This is a genomic window from Pseudomonas sp. KH_024_B2 (assembly GCF_057839965.1).
Window position 1 is genome coordinate 2,272,420 of the sequence record NZ_CM174502.1, and the last position, 20,398, is coordinate 2,292,817.

Here is a 20,398-nt window from a genome sequence, read left to right on the forward strand (position 1 = left end):
CTCTCAGAACAACACCACAGTTCTCGCGCCACCGAGCGCGGGGCAAACGCCGCTCCAGGAGTACCTTCAATGTCTGCTGTACACGTAGTCCGCTTTGAATTTCAGAACGGTATCCACTGGGGCGTGCTACGCCAGGGCCGTATCACGGTTGTCCCCGGTGTTTTTGAAACCACCGGTGACTTCATTCGCCAGAACAGTATCGACGACCTTGCTCAATTAAAAGGTACGGAGTTGGAGGAGGGCGCAGTGAAACTGCTGTCGCCGGTGACCCGTAACCAGCAGTTCGTCTGCCAGGGCGCCAATTACCGTCAGCACATGATCGAGTCGGGCATGGACCCGGATGCGAAGAAATTCAACATGATCTTCACCAAGGCGACAAGTTGCCTGGTGGCGGCCGACAGTGACCTGATCAAGCCGCGCAACGTGCGCTTCCTTGACTACGAGATCGAACTGGGGCTGGTGATGAAGCGCGCGATCACCGGCGCTATTGCTGTCACCGACGCCAATCTGCATGAGTTCATTGCAGGCGTCGTCATTGTCAATGACTACTCGGCTCGTGACATTCAGATTCCCCAGATGCAGTTCTACAAGGGCAAGAGCTTCCGCACTTTTGGCCCGGTCGGCCCGTACCTCTGCCTTCTGGATGCCAAGAGCATGCATTACCTCAAAGCACTGCAGCTGCGCCTGACGGTCAACGACCAGGTGCGACAGAACGACAGCACGGCCAACCTGGTTTACGGCCCCGCTGAAACCCTTACCGAACTCTCCGCTTTGCAGGATCTCGCCGTTGGAGACCTGATCGCCACCGGTACTCCTGCCGGCTGTGCTCTAACGATACCTTCGCCTGCCAAACAGCGCATTGCGGCCCTGATGCCAGAAGCCACCAAGTGGAAGCTTTTCCTCAAGGCGCAGGAGGGCCGGACGCAGTATCTCAAGGCAGGTGACGTGGTCGAGGCGCGCATTCGCAGCGCCGATGGTGTGATCGACCTCGGCGTGCAACGCAACCGGGTCGTGGGGGAAGCTTGATGGTTGTGCAGAGCCTGAATGACATCGAAAGTCTCGAACGAGTCCCCTTGTCGGAGCGTGGCCTGGCTTGCAGCACTTATGAAGCGCTGCGACAGGCGGCCGAGCGCACCCCCCAGGCGCCGGCGCTAAGCTTCTTCGCCGATGCCGCCGATTTCCGGCGCACCTACGAGTGGAACTACTCCCAGCTCTTCGCGGATATCACCCGCGCGGCGAATGCCTTCGATGACCTGGGTATAAAACCGGGCGAGGTGCTTGCCTTTATTTTGCCCAATCTGCCGGAAACCCATTTCACTATATGGGGCGGGGAGGCAGCAGGTATCGTCATGGCGATCAATCCTCTGCTTGAGGCCAAGCAGATGGCTGGCTTGCTGAATGCCGCGAAGGCATCCGTGGTGGTGACACTCGCGCCGACGGCGGGCAGCGACCTGTGGCCAAAACTGTCTTCGCAGCTGGATCAGCTACCCGGGATCAAGTCTGTCGTTTGGGTCAGCATGGAGCCCTATGTCGCCGAACCTGTGCGTGGGGCCCTGAAAGCCGCGGCACTGAAGGAACGAGACTTGCACAGCGGTATTGCGATCCACGATTGGCTATCGCTGATGAGTACTCAGCCGCACACACACCTGAAGAGCGGTCGGCAGATCCGCCAGGATGAATGCTCCTCCTACATCTGTACCGGCGGCACCACCGGGCTCCCCAAGATCGCCGCGCGTACCCATGGCTCTGAAGTATTCAATGCATGGGCCATCGCCGCTCACTTGCAGCCACGCAGTGGTAGTCAGGTTATCTTTTGTGGCCTGCCGCTATTTCATGTCAATGGACAAATGGTGACTGGGCTGATGCCTTGGACTCAAGGCGACCATGTGATCCTCGGGACGCCTAATGGGTATCGTGGCGAGGGGGTGATCCCACGATTCTGGGAGATGGTCGAGCACTTCGGTATCAACCTCTTTTCCGGCGTGCCAACTGTCTATGCTGCACTTCTGCAAAATGAATGGCAGGGCCGCGACCTCTCCAGTCTTCGCTATGCAATGTGTGGCGCCGCACCCATGCCGGCTGAGCTTTTCCGAGAGTTCGAGCGCCGGACCGGGGTAAAGATCCTTGAAGGTTACGGTCTTACTGAGGGCGCCTGCGTTTCCTCAATCAATCCGCCCCATGGCGAGCGCCGTATCGGCTCCATCGGGATACGGATCGCCTACCAGAATATGCGCGCGGTCTTGCTCAATGATTCTGGAGAGTACCTGCGCGACGCCAGCGTGGATGAGATCGGCCTCATCACGATCAGTGGTCCGAACCTCTTCGATGGCTATCTGGAGGAGCGTCATAACCAGGGCCTTTGGATCGATATCGACGGTCAGCGCTGGTTGAATACGGGCGATTTGGGGCGCCAGGATGCGCAGGGTTACTTCTGGCTGACCGGACGCAAGAAAGAGTTGATCATCCGCGGCGGCCACAACATCGATCCCAAGCAAATCGAGGAGGCTCTGCAGGCGCATCCCGCCGTCGCCTTGGCCGCTGCAATCGGCAGCCCCGATGCCTACTCGGGCGAGGTGCCGGTCGCCTACGTTCAACTGCGCCCCGGGCAAACCTGCAACGCCGAAGAACTTGAGGCGTTCGCCCATCTCCACATCAGCGAGCGGGCAGCAGTGCCCAAGCGCATTGAAATCCTCGAAGCGTTGCCACTGACTGCTGTGGGCAAGATATTCAAGCCCGCTTTGCAGCAGCGGGAGATTGCCCAAGTAGTCCAGCAGGAAGTGGAGCGCCTGGGGCTTTCGGATATTGCTGTTGAGGTCGTGCAGGACAATCGCCGTGGGCATGTCGCCTGCATCCGGGCCGGAACTAACCAAGAAATCCTGGCGCCGCTCTTGGGGCGCTATAGCTTCCAGATCGAGTGGCTTAATTGAGTTCCTGATTCGCATCTGTAAGTCCAGCAATCATGCCCTGGTGCTGTTCCACCAGGGCCTTTTACACAACTTCGATCAACTCCAACCGGCACTGAAAGGTGCACAGGAAGGCGAAGCCTTGCCTGCGTGCAATCAACAAAAACAATAATCAAGAGGTGGAAAATGCAACTGAATAGCCGTGTGATCCCGTGTCTCTCTGCTCAGCGAAAGTGTGCTGCGTGGATTAAGTTCACCAGTGCCATGGCACTACTAAGCGCCTCTACAATTGCAGGCGCCAATGGCATTGCCCTGAACGAACAAAGCGCCAGCAGTGCGGGAACTGCTTATGCGGGAAGGTCGTCATCCGCGCTGGACGCCAGTACCATCTTTGGAAATCCTGCAGGCTTGACCAAGTTGAAGCGTACTGAGATTTCCGGCGGTGCCGCGGTCGTCTCGGTGAGCGACGACATCAGTGATGCGCAGAGCAGTGCCCCAGGAACGAATAAAGGGGACTCGGTACCTTTGGGGGCCGTGCCCTTCGCCTACATGTCGACGCCGCTTGACGATCGTTTTTCGATTGGTCTGGGCCTCTATGCTCCGAGTGGTCTGATCAATGATTACGAGGGCTCTTTTCAGGGTCGCTACCATGGTTCCTATAGCACGACCAAGGAAGTAACCCTGCAGCCCACCATTGCCTATCGGATCAATGATTACGTGTCCATTGGTGGTGGACCGACCATAAACCATTTCAGTGCAAAGCTTCAGAATTACCTGGCCACCGGCGCCCTGAACAACGGCCAGGACACACTGGTCACCATCAAAGGCGATGACACGGCACTTGGCTACAACGTCGGCCTCTTGGTTGACTTGAGTGATGCAACTACTTGGGGGATTAACTATCACTCGAAGGTGGACTATGAACTCGAAGGGCATACTGAGGTTAACGGCTCCCCGAGCGTTATCCCGCTGGACGGAAAGTATGACAACAAGATAGACCTCACTATGCCCGAATCCGTGGACACGTCCATCACCCATCATTTCAATAGTCGCTGGACAGGATATCTGGGGACCACCTGGAAACGTTGGAGCCGGATCCAGAAGGTCGAGGCAGTCAACAGCGGTCTTACCCCCCTGGGTCAGGCGGCTGGCCTGGGAAGTGTGATCGAAGAAATGAACTGGCGCGACACTTGGGCCACCGCAGTTGGCGCCTCCTACCAATTGAACCAACAATGGCTGCTGCGCGCAGGCTACGCCTATGATCCGTCGCCCATTAGAAATGCCGATCGCAGCGTGCGCATTCCGGTCGGGAATCGCCAAGCCGTGACCTTGGGCGGTGCTTTTTCGCCGAATGCCGATCTGACGATAGACTTTGCTTATGGTTATCTCTGGGATTCCAAAGTTTCCGTAAAGCAGTCGAACAACTCCGGTCTTCAACCTGAATACAGTGCCAACTACGACAATAGTGCGAATGGAATTTCAGTGCAGGCAACCTATCGGTACTAATCGACACGACTCCATTTTTAATGGAGTCCATTTTCACAAGCCTTCCTGAAGATTCACTTTTGATCGAAGGCAACTATCCCAACGGGGCGGCCCTTCTGGACAAAGCGTCCCCTTCTTTTGCGCGACCACGATGCTGCCCGTGTTAGTGGTGGCGCCTGGCCCAGTGGCATTCCAACACACTGGTGCCGACACCCATCAGGTCCGCGAGCACCACTCAAGGCGCGCCGAACAGCATCGTCCAATAGATGCCCGAGTCGCTACGCGAGTCCGCGGCATAGGCCGCGCCGACCTGGGTGAACATCGGGTTCATCAGGTTGGCGCAATGCCCGGGGCTGGCGAGCCAGCCCGCCATCGCCTTGCTCGGCGAACCCTGACCGGCGGCGATGTTCTCGCCGATCTGCCGGCCACGAAAGCCGGCGCCTCTCGCGCGGTCCGCCGGCGAATCGCCGTCGGAGTCCTGGTGCGCGAGGTAATTGCCATTAGCCATCGACCGGCTGTGCCCCTGCGCCGCCGCTCCCAGGGCGGCATTCCAGGTCAGCGGCCGTGCGGCGGCGAAGCGCTGACGGCCACACAGGCGCGGCTTCGCCCGTGCTGCGTTGACCTGTGCCAGCAACGTCTTGCCTGCCGTTCGCGGATCGTCCATATGGCCATCGATCAAGGGTCGCGCCAGCACCACTCGCCATTCATCGTCGTCGCGGCTGACACCGATATCGGCGTACTGGGTGTCGAGCAGGGCCCGGCAGTAGTCGCTCTGGAGCATGTCAAAGGCCTCCTCGGCATCTTGCGCTCCGACCAGTCGGATGGTCCGCACCGTCACCGCCTGATAGCCGGAAGCTTTCAACGTCTCCCGCAAACCGCCGCGCTGGTTGATCGGCAAGGCCAGGCTCGACTTCAGCGCCAGCGGCGTCGAGGCTTTAACCACGCGCCCTGCGCAGCGCTGGGACTCGGCGCGGTAGTCGTTGATGGCCTCCACCAGTTGCCTTTCCCCGCGGGCATGGGCGGGACTGGCGAGCAGGGGGAGCAAAGGAATGAGGCAGAGCGAGACGAAGCGGGAGGAGCAGACGGTTTGGCGCATGAGGCGATCAGCTCTGAGGGGATGACGATGGTAATGGGATGAAAGGGGCTGAGGAAGCGCTTCGCTGTAGTGGCTGGCAAGTGGACTCCAAGGCTGGGGTAAGACTCAGGCCTCAGCACAAGGTTCACGGGGAGGAGGGACAAATTTTTGGAGCATTCGGCGCCGCCGTAGCAGCTGTCGAGTAGAACGAGGCAGCGTCCGAGGACGGAGTCCTCGTAAAACCTGTGCTCGCGATTTATCCGAGATACCGAGGTGCAGGGTTTTACGGCTGCTTCGTTCCACTCGACAGCTGCTACGCCCTGCCAAGCATCAAGATACCTAGGCTTGGGTGCTCTTGAGCCAGGTTTCGAAGCGAGTCGGGCCGACAATGGGATTGCTCCCCGGCGTAAGCGATTGGTCGTTGATTGGCGCGCCGAAATACGCAACGGTGTCGTCCGGGACGGCTTTGCGCGAATCGTTGTTGTGTTGCAGGAACAACCTCACGAACTCGACCAGCGGCCAACGCTCAGGCCCGGCCACTTCCAGGGTCTGATTGGCGGGTGGTTGCACGGCTATCTTCGTCAGTGCCGCCGCGACATCGGTCGAGGCAATCGGTTGCAACGTAGCGGAGGTCAAACGGATGGTCTCGCCTTCCTCGACGCCTGAGTGCGAAATGGCCTCGATGAACTCGAAGAACTGCGTCGCTCGCAGGATGGTGTAAGGAATGCCTGAGTCCTCGATAAGTTTTTCCTGAGCCATTTTGGCCCGGAAGTAACCACTGGCGAGCATCCGCTCGCTGCCCACGACCGACAGGGCGACATGGTGTTTGACTCCGGCAGCCGCCTCGGCCGCGAGGAGGTTGCGCCCGGACGTTTCGAAAAACTGGAGAACGGCAGCGTCCTCGAATGACGGTGAGTTCGCCACGTCGACGACGACGTCGGCGCCTTGCAAGGCGTCCTGCAGCCCTTCGCCGGTGAGGGTGTTGACGCCGGTACTCGGCGACGCAGCCAAGGCTTCATGCCCCAGATCTTGCAGGTTCTTGCAGAGCTTGCTCCCGATCAGACCGGTGCCGCCGATGACGACGATCTTCATGTCTCACCTCCAGATACGTGTCCGTTGGGTTGCGATGTGGCCCCTATGTGTCAGCCGCTTGATCAGCATAGTTACCACGTCCTGTTTTGATCTGCCGGAAATGGCCGTCGGTCGGCTTGATCGACTCTTGGTGTCGAAATGACGTCTACCGGATCGACTAACAGGCAGAACGATCTGCAATCGACGAGGCGATCCACCCAGGTCGATTGCACCTTTTCATGCACCCCCAGGCAGGAGATTGATCATGTCCTATGTCGATGGCTTCGTTGCCGCAGTACCTACGGCCAACCGCGAAAAGTTCAAGCAGCATGCCGAGTCGGCTGCGGCACTCTTCAAAGAGTTTGGCGCATTGAGTGTCGTCGAGTGTTGGGGCGACGACGTGCCCGAAGGCAAGCTGACCTCATTCCCGATGGCGGTGAAACTCAAGGAAGACGAAACCGTGGTCTTTTCGTGGATCATCTGGCCCTCTCGCCAGACCCGCGACGCGGGTATGCAGAAGGTCATGGCCGACCCGCGGCTGCAACCGGACGTCAACCCGATGCCCTTCGATGGTCAACGGATGATCTTCGGCGGCTTCGAGATGATCGTGAGCGCGTGAGCGCAGGCGGAACATGCCCCTGGAACAAAAAAAGGGGGATAAGGCCAGGCGCGACCGAAGTCGCGCCTGGTTTGTTGCCAGGCAAAGGCGGATTTCGTGGATACCGACTTTGCCTGTTGAACGCTTGCGGACTTACGCCCGCTCGATTGCCAGGGCGACGCCCTGACCGCCGCCGATGCACAGCGTGGCGAGGCCTTTTTTGGCGTCACGCTTGATCATTTCGTGCAGCAAGGATACCAGCACCCGGCAGCCAGAAGCACCGATCGGGTGACCGAGGGCAATCGCGCCGCCATTGACGTTGACCTTGCTCGCGTCCCATTCCAGCTCTTTGCCGACCGCCAGTGACTGGGCAGCGAAGGCTTCGTTGGCTTCGATCAGGTCCAGCTCGCCGAGGCTCCAGCCGGCTTTTGCCAGGCAGCGGCGGGTTGCCGATACCGGGGCGATGCCCATGATGGCCGGGTCGACGCCGGCATTGGCATAGCTGGCGATCCGCGCCAGAACAGGCAAGCCCAGTTCTTTGGCTTTGTCGGCGCTCATCAACAGTACGGCGGCGGCACCGTCATTGAGGCTGGAGGCGTTGCCGGCGGTGACGCTGCCGTCCTTCTTGAACGCCGGTTTGAGCTTGGCCAGCGAGGCTGCCGTGGTCTCGGCGCGGGGTTGCTCGTCGACCGCGAAGGACAGCGGATCGCCTTTGCGTTGCGGGATCAGGATCGGGGTGATCTCGTCGGCAAAACGACCGGCCTCGATGGCTGCCGTGGCTTTTTGCTGCGAGGCTGCGGCGAACGCATCCTGTTCTTCACGGCTGAGGCTGTATTGGTCAACCAGGTTCTCGGCGGTGATGCCCATGTGGTAATCGTTGAACGCATCCCACAGGCCATCGCTGATCATGCTGTCGATCATTTTGGCATGGCCCATGCGCAGACCGGTGCGGGCAGCCGGCAAGACATAGGGGGCCAGGCTCATGTTTTCCATGCCGCCGGCGATGATCACTTGCGCATCGCCACAGCGGATCGCCTGGGCGCCCAGGTGCAGGGCCTTGAGGCCCGAGCCGCAGACCTTGTTCAGGGTCAGCGCTGGTACCGCGTGGGGCAGGCCGGCGAGGATCGAGGCCTGGCGCGCCGGGTTCTGGCCGCTGCCGGCGGTGAGCACCTGACCGAGGATCACTTCATCCACTTCGCTGGCGTTCAAGCCGGTCTGCTCCAGCAGACGACGGATCACCGCAGCGCCAAGTTCCGGCGCGGGAATGCTGGCCAGCGAACCCTGAAAGCTGCCGATGGCGGTGCGGGTTGCGGCGACAATGACGACTTCTTGCATCGGATCACTCCTCATCAAGCGCTGAACTGCATTTCTGGAACGTGCTCCGGCACGATCAGCTTGCCAGCGGTCTTGCTGACGATTTCCTCGACGCTGACGCCGGGTGCACGTTCCTTGAGGATGAATGCGCCATCGCGGATTTCCAGATAGGCCAGATCGGTCAGCACCCGCTTGATGCAACCGGCGCCAGTCAGCGGCAGGCTGCAGCGTGACAAGAGTTTCGACTCACCGTCCTTGGAGGCGTGGGTCATGGTGACGATGATGTTCTCGGCACCAGCCACCAGATCCATTGCGCCGCCCATGCCCTTGACCAGCTTGCCGGGGATCATCCAGGAGGCGATGTTGCCTTGCACGTCGACTTCAAAAGCGCCGAGCACGGTGAGGTCGATATGGCCGCCGCGAATCATCGCGAAGGACTCGGCGGACGAGAAAATCGACGCACCGATACGCGCGGTGACGGTCTGCTTGCCAGCGTTGATCATGTCGGCGTCGACTTCATTTTCGCGCGGGAAGGAACCCATGCCGAGCAAGCCGTTTTCCGATTGCAGCATGACTTCCATGCCTTCCGGAATGTAGTTGGCGACCAGGGTCGGAATGCCGATGCCGAGGTTCACGTAGAAGCCGTCCTGCATTTCGCGGGCGACGCGCTGAGCCATTTGTTCGCGGGTAAGAGCCATTGTTGTTCTCCACGCTCTGTTATCAAGAGCTTCGGGCTGGAAGGGAAGGGGATCAGGAGCGCACGGTGCGCTGTTCGATGCGCTTCTCGAAGGTGCCGCAAATGATCCGGTCAACGTAGATGCCTGGAGTGTGGATCTGCGTTGGGTCCAGCTCGCCCGGTTCGACGATTTCTTCGACTTCGACCACGGTGATCTTGCCGGCGGTGGCGGCCAGCGGATTGAAATTCTGTGCGGTATGGCGATAGACCACGTTGCCGAAGTGGTCGGCCTTCCAGCCTTTGACGATGGCGAAGTCGCCGGTAATCGACTCTTCCATCAGGTACGGGCGACCCTTGAATTCGCGGGTTTCCTTGCCGTCGGCAACCGGGGTGCCGTAGCCGGTGGCGGTAAAGAACGCCGGGATGCCAGCGCCGCCGGCGCGCATTTTTTCAGCGAGGGTGCCTTGCGGGGTCAACACGACTTCGATTTCACCGCTGAGCAGTTGCTTCTCGAACAGGGCGTTTTCACCGACATAGGAGGCGACTACTTTGCTGATCTGCCGGTCTTCCAGCAGTACACCAAGACCGAAACCGTCGACGCCGCAGTTGTTCGACACCACGGTGAGATCGCGAGTGCCTTTGCGCTTGATCTCGGCGATCAGGTTTTCCGGAATGCCGCACAGACCGAAGCCACCGGAAATGACCGTCATGCCGTCTTCCAGACCGGCCAACGCTTCCTCGTAGGAAGCCACGCGCTTATCGAAACCTGCCATATGCACCATCCTCTTTTATTCTTTGTGGGCGGCTGGCTAGCCGTATGGGCAAGAGTGTTGCTCTGGATAATATATTTGTTAAGTTGATTTTTAAGGTTGATTGATAGATAAAATAAAACAATCAAACCCCAAGGGCGTTGCAGATGACTGTCAAACAGATCCGTGCATTTCTCGCCGTGGCGCAAAGCCTCAGCTTTGCCGTGGCCTGCGAGCGTCTGCACTTGTCCCAGTCGGCCCTCAGCCTGACGATCAAGGCATTGGAGGAAGGCCTGGGCGGGCGACTGTTCAGCCGTACCACGCGCAATGTCGCACTGACCCCGGAAGGTGACGCACTCGTGCCGCTGGCTCGGCAACTGATTGCCGATTGGGACAATGCCGAGGACGAACTGCGTCAACGCTTCACCCTGCAGCGCGGGCGCGTGACCATCGCAGCGATGCCTTCATTTGCCGGCAATTTGCTGCCGTCGATTTTGAAAACCTTCCGCGCGCGCTACCCGAACGTGAACGTCACGGTGAACGACGTGATCAACGAGCAGGTGCTGGAAATGGTCCGCGACCGTCATGTGGAATTGGGGGTCGCCTTCGAACCGCAACAGAGCTCGTCGCTGGAATTCACAACGCTGTACATCGACCGCTTCGTGGCTGTGGTGCCCAGTGATTCACCGTTGGCCGATTGCGGCGAGACCGACTGGGAATCCCTGTTGAAACTGCCCTTCATTACCTTGCAACGACCCTCGACCGTGCGCGTCATGCTTGAGGAGCACTTGCAGGCCCGCGACATTACGCTTGCGGTGGAGCTGGAGAGTCACCAGCTTGCGACGGTAGGGCGGATGGTTGCCAGCGGACTGGGTGTGAGTGCGGTGCCGGCGTTATGTGCCGGGCAGATGCAAGAGCTGGGTGCGCGCTGCATCACCCTGCGCGATCCGGTGATGAGAGCGATCGGCGTGCTGACCAAACCGGGTCATGAGTTGTCGGCGGCAGCCCAGGCGCTGTTTGACATCTTGCAGGATGAACGGCTGGGGGAGCGGTTTTCCGGGTTGGTTTGAGCTGTCCGTAGCAGCTGCCGAAGGCTGCGTCCGGCTGCGCAGCAGTCGTAAATCCTGCTTCCACGGTTTGTCTGGAATACCGCAGTATCTGATTTTACGACTGCTGCGCAGCCGGACGCAGGCTACGCCAGCTGCTACGGGTTACGTAGTGCCAGGCCCATCGCCGTCGTTACGCAAGCAAAACTGTGCTCTGGAGATTGCATCCGGCGTCTAGCGAAAGTATCCCCGCAGCCGCACGGGGAGTGAATGAAGACGGACCCAAGCATGCAAGCGCTGTTGAACGAAATTCTTGATGCAGTTCGCCCTCTGATCGGTCAGGGCAAGGTGGCTGATTACATCCCGGCGTTGGGTAGTGTGCCGGCGGAGCAATTGGGTATTGCCGTCTATGGCAATGACGGCGAGCTATTTTGCGCGGGCGATGCGCAAACACCTTTCTCTGTGCAGAGCATTTCCAAAGTGTTCAGCCTGGTGCAGGCCATCGACCATTCCGGTGAGGCAATCTGGGACCGACTGGGGCACGAACCCTCGGGCCAGCCGTTCAACTCGCTGGTGCAGCTGGAGTTCGAGCGCGGGCGTCCGCGAAATCCATTCATCAATGCGGGCGCGCTGGTGATTTGCGATATCAACCAGTCACGGTTTGCCGCACCGGCACTGTCGATGCGTGATTTCGTCCGACGCCTGTCCGGCAACATGCAGGTGCTGGTCGACGGCAAAGTCGCTGAGTCGGAATACCAGCACCGCGCCCGAAACGCGGCCATGGCCTACCTGATGCAATCGTTCGGCAACTTCCATAATGACGTTGAAGCGGTGCTGCGCAGCTACTTCAGCCATTGCGCGTTGCGCATGAGTTGTGTGGATCTGGCCCGCGCGTTCTGCTTCCTGGCCAACGATGGTTTCTGCAAGCACAGCGGCGCACAAATTTTGACTTCGCGTCAAACCCAGCAGGTCAACTCGATCATGGCCACCAGCGGCCTGTATGACGAGGCCGGCAACTTCGCCTATCGCGTCGGTTTGCCGGGCAAGAGTGGTGTGGGCGGGGGGATTGTCGCAGTGGTGCCGGGGCGATTTACCGTCTGCGTCTGGTCACCGGAGCTGAACGCTGCCGGTAATTCGCTGGCCGGGATGGCTGCTCTGGAGTTGCTGAGTCAGCGCATTGGCTGGTCGGTGTTCTAGGTGTCGACGCGACAATGACGCTCGCGTCTCACGTCATGGAGCGCTCAGCCTATTCTCCGCGAATGTACTGTTCCAGCTGGCGGATCAGGTCTGCCTGTTCGGCAATGGCTTCTTTGACCAGGTCGCCAATGGACAGCAAGCCCAACAGCTGTCCGTTCTCTACCACCGGCAAGTGGCGAAGGTGGCTATCGGTCATGATGCCCATGCAGGTTTCTACCGTTTGATGAGAATCCACCGTCACCACGGGCGCGCTCATGATGTCTCTGACGGGCGTGCCGACCGAGGACCGTCCATGCAGGACCAGCTTGCGCGCATAGTCGCGCTCGCTGATAACGCCGACCACCTGGCCATTTTCCAGCACCGGTAAAGCGCCGACATTTTTCTCGGCCATGACCATGAGCGCTTCCAGCACCATCTGATGCGGGGCGATGGTGTGGACTTGCTGGTTGTGCTTGACCTTTAACTTCAGTACTTGGGCGACGGTCTTCATGGGGGGCTCTCCGGTATTGTTCTTCGGACGGCCGCGAACCGTCCTGATGGTTTATACAGAATCGTAGAGAGCGGCCAATAGGGCAAGGAACAAAGCGGCACACATGTCATCGAAAAACGTCATCGCGGTGTTTTTCTGGAAAACAGGAGTTTGTGCATGGGTTCCCAGCCTTGATAAAAAAGAGATACCCGATTGCGCGGCCGTGTAAAAACACATTCGGACTCACAGCCGAGCAACTCACTCTGCGCACTCTCACCGATTATTCTTGCGGGGAACAAATGGGTTTGTAATAACGGTGGGCGATTTTCTGTGGCGGCCACGTGCACGCAGCAAGCGACGCCAACCGAGGACGACGCCAGTGACACTGATGGCCAGGCCACCGAGGCTGAAAGCGATGATCAGCACGTCGCGCAGTAACGAACGTTCCAGCAGCGGCAGCCAGTCCCAACTGTGCAGTAAATTGAAAAGCCAGCGAGAGAGACGCATGCGCTGGTCGAGTTGCTCTATCAACGCACCGCTGTAGGGGTCGATATGAACCCAAGTGCTTGCCGGGTCGTTAAAGCGCACGCGTAACATTGGCAAGCGCTTGCTCTTGTTGCCGTACATGCTTTGTTCGGCACGGGCGTAATAGTAGAAGTCATAGGCAGTCAGCCATTCGAATTCCAGCCGTGCACCCGGCAGCATTGCTTGGGCTGCTCGCTCCAGGTCAATTGAAGGCAGCAGCACCTGGGGCTCGGCATCGTCGGCGACGGGCAGTATCCGACTGTTGCCGGCACCGTCGTAAGCCACCAGATAACCTGTGCCGCCGACGATCCTCCATTCCAGCTCACGGGCCTGTACGCCGGCTTGGTTGAAGCGCTTGATCGCCTGCGCAATCGGCAGGGCCGGCCCATCGACGCGCAGCTCTGCGCCTTGATAGGCGGCTGGTGACAACGCTGACTGGTTGTCCAGCAGATGCCAGGGGCGCATCGACATCAGGCCACTGAAGATCCAGGCGATTAGCACGAAGCCGAACAGCAGCCCGCCGATATGGTGCCAGCGGGCGAAGCCGCCGGGGTAGGGCGAGCGCGAGCCGCTGCGATAGGGCTTGGCGAAGCGCCAGCGCAACAAGCCGACCACCTGACCAAGCACTGCCAGCACAGTGCCAGCCAGCGACAGGTAGATGACGATATCCGCCGCCCAGCTATCGACTACGCCACCACGCAGTGGATAAAGCCAATGCAGCCAGGCGCCGAGCCAGTTCCAGACACGCTCCTGGGCGGTGACATCCAGCAGCACGCGGCCGCTGTGCTGCGAGACGTACAGCCGCCGCTGTTGCGGGTCGTCCACCTGCACCACATGGAACGGCCGCTCCGCGCTCAAAGCGCGGGAGTGGCTCCACATGTCTTCGTGAACCAGACCCAGATAATGGGCCTGGGTACCCCCGGCAAATGCTCGAGCGGCGGCCAGCGCGGCGGTCCTGTCCAGGGACCCAATGAGCTGTCCAGTGCGGGCATCGACCGCTACTTGCGCCTTGTCCGGGAAACCGAGCAGGTAGCGCGGCTCGTTGGCCACTGAAGTCAGCTTCACGCTCTGCGGTACCAGGGATTCGCCGCTAGCGGCCAGCGCCGTATCCAGGCTGATGCAACAATTCTCCACCGACAGCTGCGGCAGTCGTGCAAGGTGTTCCGCAGGCGTCAGCTTTGGATAGCCGACATACAGCATCACTACGCCGGACACGAACCACAGCGCCATTAACAGGCACAGCGCAATACCCAACCAGCGGTGCCAGAGGTAAAGGTAGCGTTTCATTGCTGTTCCCCGTTTAGAAGCGCGTATCCAGTGCGACTTCAAAGGTTCGCGGTGCCCCTTGGTAATACAAGGTGCCGTAGGCCTGCTTGGCATAGATTTTGTCGGTCAGGTTGCGCACGCGGGCTGTAATTGCGCTGTGTTTGTCCACCCTGAAGCGGGCAAAGGCGCCATAGAGGGTGTACGACGGCGCTTTGAGCGTGTTGGCATTGTTTGCATAAACCGAGTCGACATAGCGCGCGTCCATGCCAACCTGCCACGCCGGCACGATTTCGTAAGTCACCCAGAAGTTGCCGACCTGGTCAGGTACGTTGGTTGGCGTGTTGCCCTTGCGCGATACCGCCTGGCCCCCGACGTTTTCGGTGAAGTCGTCGTACCGCGCATCGACATACGCGTAGTTGCCCTCGAGCATCAGTTTCGAGGTGACTTGCAGCCTACCGGCCAGTTCGATGCCTTTCGAGGTCTGTTGACCGGCTTGAATGGTGTTGTTGATGTTAGTGGGGTCGGTGACCGAAAAGTCCTTGCGCACGATCTGGTAAGCGGCCAGCGTCGCCGAGCCACGACCATCGAGGAAGTCGAACTTGCTACCGACCTCCAGCTGCTCGCCGGTGGTCAGGTCGGCGTTCTGCGCCTGGGAAAAGGTCGCCGAGGCCAGTGAGCCTGCCGGTGGATCGGCCGCAGTACTGTATTGCACGTAGACGTTGGCGGCTGGAGTCAAGGCGTAGACCAATCCGATGCGACCGGTGACGGGCTCCCAGGTACGCTCGAAGAAGGCCGGGCTGGTGGGCGTGACCGCGCCGTAGTTGGTCACTTCCATATGCAGGTGGTCGTAGCGCAGGCCGGTCAGCAGTGAGAGGCGCTCGGTAAGTTCGAGGCGGTTCTCCATGAAGCCGGCCAGGGTAGTGACCTCATGCTTACGCACTTTTTGCAACCCGCCATTCACACCTGGAATATCGTAAAAACTGCCGGGATCGAAGTTGTCCGGGTCAATCGTGTCGTAGGGGGAGGTCGAGAACTTGCCGTTGGGGTGCAGCTTTTGCTGGTTGACCGAGTAGTCGACCCCCGCTGACCACTGGCTGGCCAGACCAAACAAGGTATTGTCGTGACGCAGTTCGAAGCGGTTGCCGTCGACCTGTTGATCATGCCGTTGCAGGTAGGCCGAGTAGCGGCTCACCCGGCTATTGTCGGCGTTGTAGCGATAGTTCTCCAGGTTACGGTAGTCGCGCTGGGCGTCGTAGTGATACAGGGTATTTTGCAGGCTGGTGCTGTCATTGACCCGGTAATCGATGATCGAACGCACCCAGCGCACGCGCTGTTCGTAACGGCCATCCTCGACGTTGTAATTCTCAAAGCGCCGGCTTTTGTCGATCTTCATGGTATCGCCGATCGGGTTCAGAATCGGCGAACCCCAGTAGGGGCTGTCCTCTTTGTCTTCCTGGTACTCAAGGGCCAGGGTGTGGCTGAGCTGGGGTGTCAGGTCGCTGAGGATGGAGAACGCGGTGCTTGTTGACTCGCGCTCATTGCGGTCCATGTAGCCATTGCTGCCCGTACGGCTAACATCCAGGCGGGCAAAGTGATGCGGGTCGGGGTCGGGGCCGGCGCTCAAGGCATGGTTGACCCCGAGAGAAAGCTCCGAGGAATCGTAGCTGCCGTAGCGAACGCGGCCTTCCACGGCTTGCTCCTCGCGGCTGGCCAATTTGGTGATGTAGTTGATTGAACCGCCCACTGCCCCTGCTCCGTAGAGGAAGGTGGATGGTCCGCCGATCAACTCCACGCGATCATAAATCCAGGCATCCACCGGGCGTGTGGCGCTGCTGTAGCTCATGCCAATGCCGTTGTAGAGCTGGGTGATCTGGTTGCTGGTGAAGCCGCGGTAGGCCACGAAACCGCCGTAACCAGGGTTGGCCGAGGCGTTGATCCCGGTCATGGAGTTGATGACGTCCTGGGTGTCCTTGGCACCACGCTCCTCGATGATCGCACGGTCGGCGACACTCACCGATGCGGGTGTTTCGCGGGCGGTCAGACCAAGGCGTGAACCGGTTTTGATCGGTTGATCGAGTATCACGCCCGAGGGCTGTTCCTGGTGAGCGGAGATGGTAGTGGTCGGCAGGTTGAGGGCATCGTCAGCGGCCCAGGCCAGATTGCAGGCACCGATCATCAGCACCAACGAGGTGTTTCTTTTGTTCATGAGCAACTTCCACGCAAAGAATGTGAGGCCGCACCTGAAGGTCCCCGTGGCTGCGCAAATGCGCAGGCAGGCAACGTCAGGCCGAGAGAGTCACAGCGGAGGAAGTGTCGGGGGATGCGCGGGGGTTAAGAGCAGGCCACACATAACGGGGTGGCGGCTGCGCCAGACTGCGGACGATGATGGGGGTTACGGTGCCGCCCGGCACATAGTCCAGCGCCCAGGCCAAGGTATTAATGGCAACGGCCACGGCAAAGGAGGAGCACAAGGGGCAGGAAAGCTGCGATGCCAGGTGGGGTGCCGGATCATGCGAATCGCCGGCATCTATATAAGGACCATGGTCGTTACTGACAGAGCAAAAGCCACCGTTCAGCCCGCTCAGGCTCAGGCCACCCATTTGCCCGTGATGAATCCCGCAGGCGACCAGACTGAACAGGACGCTGGCGTACAGTATCCATGCAGTCAGAGATCGGTCATTGCGGGTAATTTTCATGGGCGGCGACTCTAGCACCGAAGTTTCTTCTGGAGAACAGATGTCGCGAGTGGCCGATTGCCGCAGTGCAGCAATTCGTTAAGCTCACTGCATAGCCTCGCCAACGGACATCGTTGCGCGTCCAGGCAACAAGGCATGCCTCATCAATCGCGACTGGCCAGCGCCAGCCGACACGCCAATCCAAGAAAGACGGTTCCCAGCAGTTGATTCATCAACTTGCCTATCCGCCTGCTCGCCGACATTCTTTTGCTCAGCTTGCTTGCCATGAGAATGACGGCACCGTTCACCAGCAGGCCGATCAGGTTAAGCAGGGTAGCGAGAACCAGCATCTGCACGATGATCGATCCCGCATGCGGGTTGATGAACTGCGGAAACAGAGCGAGCACGAACAGCGCCATCTTGGGGTTTAGCAGATTCGTAAGCAGGCCTTGCTTGAAAATCAGGGTAAGCGGGCGAGGTCCCATGGTTGCGTCTGTCGCTAGAGGTGTGTCAACCGACCTGAAGGTTTTCCAGGCTAGAAAAACCAGATAAGCCGCGCCAGCGAAGCGCACGATGTCATAGGCGAGGGGAACCGTGAGAAAAAGCTGGGAAAGGCCGAGCGCGCCAGCGAGTGCATGGCAGTAGGTGCCGACTTGTATTCCGGCAAGGGAGGCAAAGCCTGCTGCCCGTCCCTGGCTTACGCTGCGTGAAGCAATGAGCAGCATGTCGGGACCCGGAGTGAGGGCAAGTGCAAGGCAGGCACCTGAAAACAGCACAAGCACTGAAAGACTGATCATTGAAAATCCCTTTTGGCGCAATTACTGAAGGACCTCACTCTACGATCAGCCATTGGTTTTGGCGAGCCCGCTGCAGTGAACAGCACCCAGGCCAAAGTACCGTCATGGAGTGGTTGCGCGATGAGCGCGCTGGCCTAAGCTTGAGAACAACACAACGGATGCGGTCTTGAGTTCGAAACCTCACGGATGAGACTCTCAGTGAGTACTGCATGAATATGAGAAGGAGATGCGCATGCTCATCCGGTCACTGACACTCGCTATTCTGCTCGCAGCAGCCGGCCCCTTGTTGGCCGCCGACAGTGATGCCCCCCTGGCTCAGGATCAGGGAAAATACCGCCCGCTGATCATCATCACTCGCACCCCCGTCGATCCCACGCTGGTCAACCTGAAAAAAGCCCTGGATGAGCCGGCCAACCGCGCAGCCTTCGCCGAACGCAACATGGTGCTCTATACCGTGGTCAACATGATGGGCCAGCGCAATGGCAAGGATATGGACCCGCAAACCACCATGGCGCTGATCCGTGAACTCAAGCTGGGGGCCGGTGTCGACGCCAAGGTGATACTGATAGGCAAGGATGGCGAGAAAAAGCTCGACCACGCAGGGCCCATCGATCCCAAGGAAATCTTCAGCACCATCGACCAGTTGCCCGCCAAGGAAAAAGAGGCCACACCGCCACCTCCACCGGAACCCGAGGTGGCGCCTGCCGGCAAAGCAGCCAAGGGCGGCAAGGCTGGTAAACCCGCCAAGCCGGCAGCGCCACCCAAACCGCTGGATGACTGACCAAATCAGCCGCGCAAGCCTCTGGATTCATCCATGGGGAGACTCAGAAAAGCTCCATCATCGGTCAGTGTTTTTGCAGTATCGCAGACCGATGAATCTGATGTATGCCCAGGATCGGTACAGGTTGCCAAAGCTGAGAAGCTTTGTTGATTTCGCACTGGAGATTTGGGGACGACCTCAACCGCGTACCTGATTCACTTCAATAAAGTCCCGGAATAAGCCGCCACGTCCTCGCACAATAAGCCTCATATTCACTACCAAACTGCGCGTGTAACAGCACCTCCTCGGCGCGTATGCGTGCGATGAGCGGCAGTAGCGTCAGCAGTGTCAGCAGCACGCCAACGACCGAACGAAAGGCCAGTGCCCATCCCAGGGAGTTGATCAGTAATCCCAGGTAACTGGGATTGCGCAGCGTGCGATAGATGCCATCGGTGACCAGCGTATGTCCCGGTTGAATCGCCACCAGTCCACTGAAGCGGTTACCGAGTACAAAGACTGGCCAGATCCGTAGCGCACCGCCGGCGATGAAGAGCACGACGCCCAACCAGCGCACCCCCTCGCCATCGATTGTCCACACGTCCAGTCGGTCCGTGTAGGCGGGCAGGAAGGCGCTCAGCAGGCCAATCAGGCCAAAGGCTGGAAGCACCCAGCGGTTAGCCCGGTCTTCACGCACTCCAGAACTCAAATTCCCCTCGGTGAAGAGCGCGACTACGGACATCACAAGGGTTGTAAGTGCGATGACAACCAAGGCTGGGTGAGAGAAGAAAGCCGCAAATCCACCTAGCCCCAGAACAGCAAGCCCGAGATAGGCGAGTGTCGCCGCAATGCTGAAAAACGCCATTTTCGCTGTGATCTTCATGGCTTCTTACCTGGACCGTCTGCCGAGCTATCGGCGCCCACCTCTTTTGCGGTTGGTGTGGAACCTTGAGCCTGGACTTCCTTGCGTTTCATCTCGAGATACTCGCTGCGCTCAATATTTTGCAGCTGCAGCGGATAACGTTCGATCCCGGTGTACCAGTCGCTCAGACGTTTTTCGAGCTGTTGCGGCGCAGGCGCACCGAGGTAGGCTTCGATCGCCAGGAAGTAGCGCATCGTATTGCGCTCGACGATCCCGCGGATGCCGCCAACATAGTCAGGTTGACCATTGACCTGAGGGCCTTCGACGCTGAAGCCAGCCTTGTTGCGGCCGACCGTCGCCAGATAGCTCTGCATGGCCATGCGAGCCGCGATACCGTAGTCGTACGCATATGAAAAATGCAGGAAGTTGCGCTGGGAATCGAGCTTCACTGCTTCGAGTTTGACACGGTAATTGCTGGTTCCAAGCGGTCCTTGCGCGGCGCTCAGCATCACCTGAAGATACTCGGGCGTGTCCACCACCACCCGATACAGAAAGTCGACCTGATAGGTATCTGCCAGCGGTTGCTCGAACTTGCGTCCGATATTGAGGCTCAACGTATCGCTGGCGCTGGAAGAAGCACGACAGCTCTTTACGTTCAGATGCAGGATCAGGATGTCGCACCAGTGGTCGATTCCCAGCAGCGCGGAGCTGAGCATGGCAAAGGGTTGTTCAACCACCGCGTAGATCTCTCCTGCCAGCCTGTCCGAAGTTTCACTCGATTCGATGTAGAGCGGGCGTTGGTACGGGTTGTTGGCCAACTGCTCGCGCAAGGCCAGGTGGCGCGCTTTGAGCGCTTGCGCATCGGGTGTGTCTTGCGCGTGTGCCATGGGCATGCCGACCAGCATAGAGAGTAAAATCGCCTGAAGCAGCATG

Annotated in this window: 19 protein-coding genes and 1 pseudogene; 8 read left to right on the plus strand and 12 right to left on the minus strand. The window is 59.3% G+C overall.

Annotated features, from left to right (window positions below):
• Positions 1–69: 69 nt before the first annotated feature.
• The 3 genes from AC3I0A_RS10675 (at position 70) to AC3I0A_RS10685 (ending at position 4,409) form a co-directional block, all read left to right on the plus strand.
• A complete protein-coding gene (locus AC3I0A_RS10675) occupies positions 70–1,026 on the plus strand; it encodes a fumarylacetoacetate hydrolase family protein (RefSeq protein WP_489377725.1) in 957 nt (318 codons plus the stop codon).
• Entirely contained in the window at positions 1,026–2,927 is a 1,902-nt protein-coding gene (locus tag AC3I0A_RS10680) for an acyl-CoA synthetase (protein WP_489377727.1), read from the plus strand. Before AC3I0A_RS10675 ends, AC3I0A_RS10680 begins: the two co-directional genes overlap by 1 nt.
• A gap of 162 nt (positions 2,928–3,089) precedes the next feature.
• Complete coding sequence (locus AC3I0A_RS10685; RefSeq protein ID WP_489377728.1) at positions 3,090–4,409, plus strand: outer membrane protein transport protein; 1,320 nt, start codon at positions 3,090–3,092, stop codon at positions 4,407–4,409.
• A 214-nt stretch (positions 4,410–4,623) separates the two neighbouring features.
• On the opposite strand, the gene AC3I0A_RS10690 is transcribed toward AC3I0A_RS10685, so the two are convergent.
• Positions 4,624–5,484, minus strand: a complete 861-nt coding sequence (locus tag AC3I0A_RS10690; protein ID WP_489377729.1) for a CAP domain-containing protein — start codon at positions 5,482–5,484, stop codon at positions 4,624–4,626.
• 318 nt (positions 5,485–5,802) lie between these two features.
• Positions 5,803–6,555 carry an SDR family oxidoreductase gene (locus AC3I0A_RS10695; RefSeq protein ID WP_489377731.1) on the minus strand — a complete coding sequence of 251 codons (753 nt, stop codon included), beginning with the start codon at positions 6,553–6,555 and terminating at the stop codon, positions 5,803–5,805.
• A gap of 244 nt (positions 6,556–6,799) precedes the next feature.
• Between AC3I0A_RS10695 and AC3I0A_RS10700 the strand changes: the two genes are divergently transcribed.
• On the plus strand, positions 6,800–7,153 hold the full coding sequence (locus AC3I0A_RS10700; RefSeq protein WP_489377732.1) for a DUF1428 domain-containing protein: 354 nt from the start codon (positions 6,800–6,802) through the stop codon (positions 7,151–7,153).
• A 132-nt stretch (positions 7,154–7,285) separates the two neighbouring features.
• On the opposite strand, the gene AC3I0A_RS10705 is transcribed toward AC3I0A_RS10700, so the two are convergent.
• The 3 genes from AC3I0A_RS10705 to AC3I0A_RS10715 are packed head-to-tail and all read right to left on the minus strand — an operon-like array spanning position 7,286 to position 9,895.
• Positions 7,286–8,467, minus strand: coding sequence for an acetyl-CoA C-acetyltransferase (locus AC3I0A_RS10705; protein WP_489377733.1), 1,182 nt, complete (start codon positions 8,465–8,467; stop codon positions 7,286–7,288).
• A gap of 14 nt (positions 8,468–8,481) precedes the next feature.
• Positions 8,482–9,144 (minus strand): CoA transferase subunit B, encoded by a 663-nt coding sequence (locus tag AC3I0A_RS10710; protein ID WP_489377734.1) that lies wholly within the window; start codon positions 9,142–9,144, stop codon positions 8,482–8,484.
• A 52-nt stretch (positions 9,145–9,196) separates the two neighbouring features.
• On the minus strand, positions 9,197–9,895 hold the full coding sequence (locus AC3I0A_RS10715; protein ID WP_489356410.1) for a CoA transferase subunit A: 699 nt from the start codon (positions 9,893–9,895) through the stop codon (positions 9,197–9,199).
• Positions 9,896–10,038: 143 nt separating this feature from the next.
• Here AC3I0A_RS10715 and AC3I0A_RS10720 point away from each other — a divergent pair, with 143 nt between their 5' ends.
• Positions 10,039–10,941 (plus strand): LysR family transcriptional regulator, encoded by a 903-nt coding sequence (locus AC3I0A_RS10720; protein WP_489377735.1) that lies wholly within the window; start codon positions 10,039–10,041, stop codon positions 10,939–10,941.
• A gap of 264 nt (positions 10,942–11,205) precedes the next feature.
• Positions 11,206–12,114 carry a glutaminase B gene (glsB, locus tag AC3I0A_RS10725; RefSeq protein ID WP_489378470.1) on the plus strand — a complete coding sequence of 303 codons (909 nt, stop codon included), beginning with the start codon at positions 11,206–11,208 and terminating at the stop codon, positions 12,112–12,114.
• 49 nt (positions 12,115–12,163) lie between these two features.
• Here the strand turns inward: glsB and AC3I0A_RS10730 are convergent, their stop codons facing one another.
• The 5 genes from AC3I0A_RS10730 to AC3I0A_RS10750 all read right to left on the minus strand — a co-directional run bounded on the left by AC3I0A_RS10730 (position 12,164) and on the right by AC3I0A_RS10750 (position 17,846).
• Positions 12,164–12,604 carry a CBS domain-containing protein gene (locus AC3I0A_RS10730; protein WP_489377736.1) on the minus strand — a complete coding sequence of 147 codons (441 nt, stop codon included), beginning with the start codon at positions 12,602–12,604 and terminating at the stop codon, positions 12,164–12,166.
• Between the two features lie 252 nt (positions 12,605–12,856).
• Positions 12,857–14,395, minus strand: coding sequence for a PepSY domain-containing protein (locus AC3I0A_RS10735; protein ID WP_489377738.1), 1,539 nt, complete (start codon positions 14,393–14,395; stop codon positions 12,857–12,859).
• A gap of 13 nt (positions 14,396–14,408) precedes the next feature.
• Positions 14,409–16,580, minus strand: a complete 2,172-nt coding sequence (locus AC3I0A_RS10740; RefSeq protein WP_489377740.1) for a TonB-dependent receptor — start codon at positions 16,578–16,580, stop codon at positions 14,409–14,411.
• A gap of 76 nt (positions 16,581–16,656) precedes the next feature.
• Complete coding sequence (locus AC3I0A_RS10745; protein WP_489377741.1) at positions 16,657–17,070, minus strand: DUF2946 domain-containing protein; 414 nt, start codon at positions 17,068–17,070, stop codon at positions 16,657–16,659.
• A 143-nt stretch (positions 17,071–17,213) separates the two neighbouring features.
• Positions 17,214–17,846 carry a LysE family translocator gene (locus AC3I0A_RS10750; RefSeq protein WP_489377743.1) on the minus strand — a complete coding sequence of 211 codons (633 nt, stop codon included), beginning with the start codon at positions 17,844–17,846 and terminating at the stop codon, positions 17,214–17,216.
• 232 nt (positions 17,847–18,078) lie between these two features.
• On the opposite strand from AC3I0A_RS10750, the gene AC3I0A_RS10755 reads away from it, so the two are divergent.
• Positions 18,079–18,627 (plus strand): DUF4174 domain-containing protein, encoded by a 549-nt coding sequence (locus AC3I0A_RS10755; RefSeq protein ID WP_489377744.1) that lies wholly within the window; start codon positions 18,079–18,081, stop codon positions 18,625–18,627.
• Between the two features lie 82 nt (positions 18,628–18,709).
• Positions 18,710–18,820 (plus strand): annotated as a pseudogene (locus AC3I0A_RS10760) (LysR family transcriptional regulator); the annotation flags it as partial.
• A 6-nt stretch (positions 18,821–18,826) separates the two neighbouring features.
• Here AC3I0A_RS10760 and AC3I0A_RS10765 read toward each other — a convergent pair.
• Entirely contained in the window at positions 18,827–19,486 is a 660-nt protein-coding gene (locus AC3I0A_RS10765) for a methyltransferase family protein (protein WP_489377746.1), read from the minus strand.
• Complete coding sequence (locus AC3I0A_RS10770) at positions 19,483–20,397, minus strand: hypothetical protein (protein WP_489377748.1); 915 nt, start codon at positions 20,395–20,397, stop codon at positions 19,483–19,485. The genes AC3I0A_RS10765 and AC3I0A_RS10770 overlap by 4 nt, the downstream gene beginning before the upstream one ends.
• Position 20,398 lies beyond the last annotated feature (1 nt).